The following is a 2,877-nucleotide window of genomic DNA, read 5'->3' on the forward strand; positions in this document are numbered from 1 at the left end:
CTACTCCCCGCCATCTGGGAGTATGCCACGCTACGATCTATGGTTAGGGATCTCAAAAATGGTCGATCCAATCTCCTAACCATGAACGGCCACCGCAGGCGCGCTGCACAGCGAGAAACAGCTCATACACCTGCAGGTCAGAACGACCGCCGTTTTTCAGTGCTGATGCTGCTGTAGGCTTCGTTGTCGCGCCTTTGACGTTTTGTTGAGCCATGTTGAAATCCTCCGTGGGGTGATAACTGATGCCGCTGTGAGTATTCGCCGTCGCAATAAACTGATTCAGCACGGCGAAGAGCGGCACCAAGGGGCGTAGACAAAAAGTTTTTTTGACCGAAGGGAGGAAAAAGTTTTTGGCGGAGTTCATATACCCCTTGGTGTTTAAGCGAGGCGTTGTGCTGTTATCAGTTGCGGCGGTAAGACTTGCGGCTAAAGCTCCCTGGAAGGTTGAACACGGATCAACCCGACACAGCGGGCGCGGCAGCGAACGCTGGGGCGACCTTAGCGCTCGTCGTCCGAACGACGAGCAGTGAAAGCGGCGCTGGCGACGCCGGCAGCAAGCGCGGGTGTTGGCGTTGAGACCCGAACCGACAGGCCGAAACCGCGTGCGGGTTCGGTGAAACCTGACGCCCGCATACGGGCGTCTTGGTTGAGTAGGTCTGCTGGACGGTCATTCGACCGGCCATTGCCCCAAGCCCTCGTTTCTCTCCCAACCTTGCCCAAATACCCCGGTCATGTGATGTGTTATGGCAATAGAAGGGTGCCCAACCACTACTTTCCAGACACTGTTCTTATAAACAAACAGTTATTCCTTTTAAAACCGGAAGAGGTGTTCCTTTTCATAGTGGATACCCTTCATCATTCTTTCTTACCTCGGCAAATGCCTCACTGCTGCAGCATGGGTATACAGTCATCGTTGGCTGCTGCAGACGGCGGCATCGCCGCCGCTCTCTTCTGCCATTCACCGCAGGTGACAGGGTTTTTCCCGCGGTGCCTGGTAGCCCCACAGATGTAAGGCTACACGGTAAGTCCAGCATTACTGTCGAATAAACACCCCACGCAAGAAGATGCACGGCTGATCTGCCAGATATTCAAAAACGGCGGCGACCACTTGCGGTAACGTCAGCGGGGATAATCCATATTGCAGGCGGTCTTCATTGATGATCGCCTGGTATCGGCGCAGACGTTTTTGGGGGGGGGGGGCTTCATCCAGTTTCATGGGCAACCTCGGGTTTCTGTGTTGTTGTTCAAGGCGGGGCAAGCAGCCCCGCCGCCTTCAGTCAGTCCAGGGCGCGCCAGATATCAGCCCGCTCCGGGTGCGTATCGAGGCGCATAGGAGAGCTGTACGCTATCGAAGCAGAAATATGCGGCAGCCCAGCGGATAAGCGGCTGTCGGTCAGAAAAGCGAAGACGGTCCCGCGGATGCAGTCGCTGTACGACTGGCTCCAGACACAGATGCAAACACTGTCGCGCCACGCGGAGATAGCGAAAGCGTTCGCCTACCTGTTGAAGCGTTGAACCTCTACTACGAGGACAGCTGGGCGCAAATAGACAACAATATCGCGGAGAACGCCCTGCGCGGTGTCGCGCTGGGGCGAAAAAACTGGCTGTTCGCCGGGTCAGATACAGGCGGAGAGCGTGCTGCGATACTGTGCTCGCTGATCGGCACGTGCAAACTCAATGGCGTAGAACCGGAGGCGTGGCTGCGCTACGTCATCGGACATGTCCAGGACTGGCCGGCGAATCGTGTACGCGATCTGTTGCCATGGAAGGTCGATCTCACCTCATCCTAAACGTCAATACGGCCCGGATGAGACGCTTACATATAAAAGCAATAAATACAGAAAGTTACTCTGGCGACATGGGGTAATGCAAAGTATGAGTCGCCGGGGAGTTGCCTGGATAACTCGCCGATGGAAAGAGTCTTTCGTAGCCTTAAAAGTGAATGGCTTCCAAAAGGCGGGTATGGTGATTTTAGCCATGCGGTACGCGATATAAACCAGTGGATAAATGGTTATTACAACGCATACCGCCCTCATACGAACAATGGTGGTTTATCGCCTTGCTTACATGAAGAAAAATGGAAACAGGTTATTCCGATGTCTTGATTTTGTGATCCACTACAGGGCAAACCACTCGCTCTACCGGCGGACATGCAATTTCAGAGCCTGTATATCGCGACGTCCGCCCAGATGCAGGCGTTCACCTTCCAGCCAGACGCATTCAAGCTGCGCCGGGTCAATCGCGCGCAGTTGCGTCAGTGCGTCCTGGGTATCGGTCAGCAGCCATTCCGTGGTGTCCGTTGCCGATGCGTCGAAGATCGGGCAAGCTTCCAGCATCTGCTGCAGCCGCTGTTATTCTGCTGGCAGGTCGCGGCGGGTTTGTATCGCCTGACCGTCGTGCTCGCGCCGTTGACGATGTCGCCGCCCCGCCCTGGCGGGAAGGCGGGGCCATTGGGCAACGGGTGAACCCGCAGTTGCGGACGCAGCCCCTCGCCAAGCGGCAGCAAATGCGCATACAGCGAACATGCGGAATGTGGGCCGTCAGGACCGGCAGCAGGGGCTCGATGGACGACACCGACTGCAGGACCCGCTCGCAGGCGCCGGTCGGAATGCGCAGCTCCCTGCCGAGATTTCCGGGGGAACGGATGCGGTTTTATCAGTCAATGGCTGCCCTGCCCCTCGAAGCGAAAATTAGTGGCGGATTTGGGCCAGGTCGTCAGTGGTCAGCCCGGTCATTTTCATCACCGCGTCGCGATCGAGGCCGTTGGCCAGCATGGTACGGGCAACTTCGAGTTTGCCTTCGAGTTTGCCTTCATGGCGCCCTTTTTCAATACCGCGCTGTTCACCCAACTGGATACCCTTCTCGATACCCTTCTCG

General features: G+C 56.6%; 4 protein-coding genes and 2 pseudogenes. 3 read left to right on the plus strand and 3 right to left on the minus strand.

Annotation, left to right across the window (positions count from 1 at the left end; genetic code table 11):
- Positions 1-52: 52 nt before the first annotated feature.
- Both ACP39K_RS24460 and ACP39K_RS24465 read right to left on the minus strand, forming a co-directional pair.
- A complete protein-coding gene (locus ACP39K_RS24460) occupies positions 53-364 on the minus strand; it encodes a hypothetical protein (protein WP_497008991.1) in 312 nt (103 codons plus the stop codon).
- Positions 365-1,033: 669 nt separating this feature from the next.
- The gene (locus ACP39K_RS24465) at positions 1,034-1,216 is read right to left on the minus strand and encodes a hypothetical protein (RefSeq protein WP_497008992.1); all 183 of its coding nucleotides are present in this window, start codon (positions 1,214-1,216) and stop codon (positions 1,034-1,036) included.
- Between the two features lie 107 nt (positions 1,217-1,323).
- On the opposite strand from ACP39K_RS24465, the pseudogene ACP39K_RS24470 reads away from it, so the two are divergent.
- The 3 genes and pseudogenes from ACP39K_RS24470 to ACP39K_RS24480 all read left to right on the plus strand — a co-directional run.
- Positions 1,324-1,790: pseudogene (locus ACP39K_RS24470) on the plus strand (IS66 family transposase); the annotation flags it as partial.
- Positions 1,791-1,806: 16 nt separating this feature from the next.
- A pseudogene (locus ACP39K_RS24475) lies at positions 1,807-2,105 on the plus strand (integrase core domain-containing protein); the annotation flags it as partial.
- 45 nt (positions 2,106-2,150) lie between these two features.
- On the plus strand, positions 2,151-2,465 hold the full coding sequence (locus tag ACP39K_RS24480) for a hypothetical protein (protein ID WP_497008993.1): 315 nt from the start codon (positions 2,151-2,153) through the stop codon (positions 2,463-2,465).
- A gap of 225 nt (positions 2,466-2,690) precedes the next feature.
- Here the strand turns inward: ACP39K_RS24480 and ACP39K_RS24485 are convergent.
- The coding region (locus ACP39K_RS24485) for an Rpn family recombination-promoting nuclease/putative transposase (RefSeq protein WP_497008994.1) at positions 2,691-2,877 on the minus strand (187 nt) is incomplete at its 5' end.

Source organism: Serratia sp. EC4, assembly GCF_059652115.1.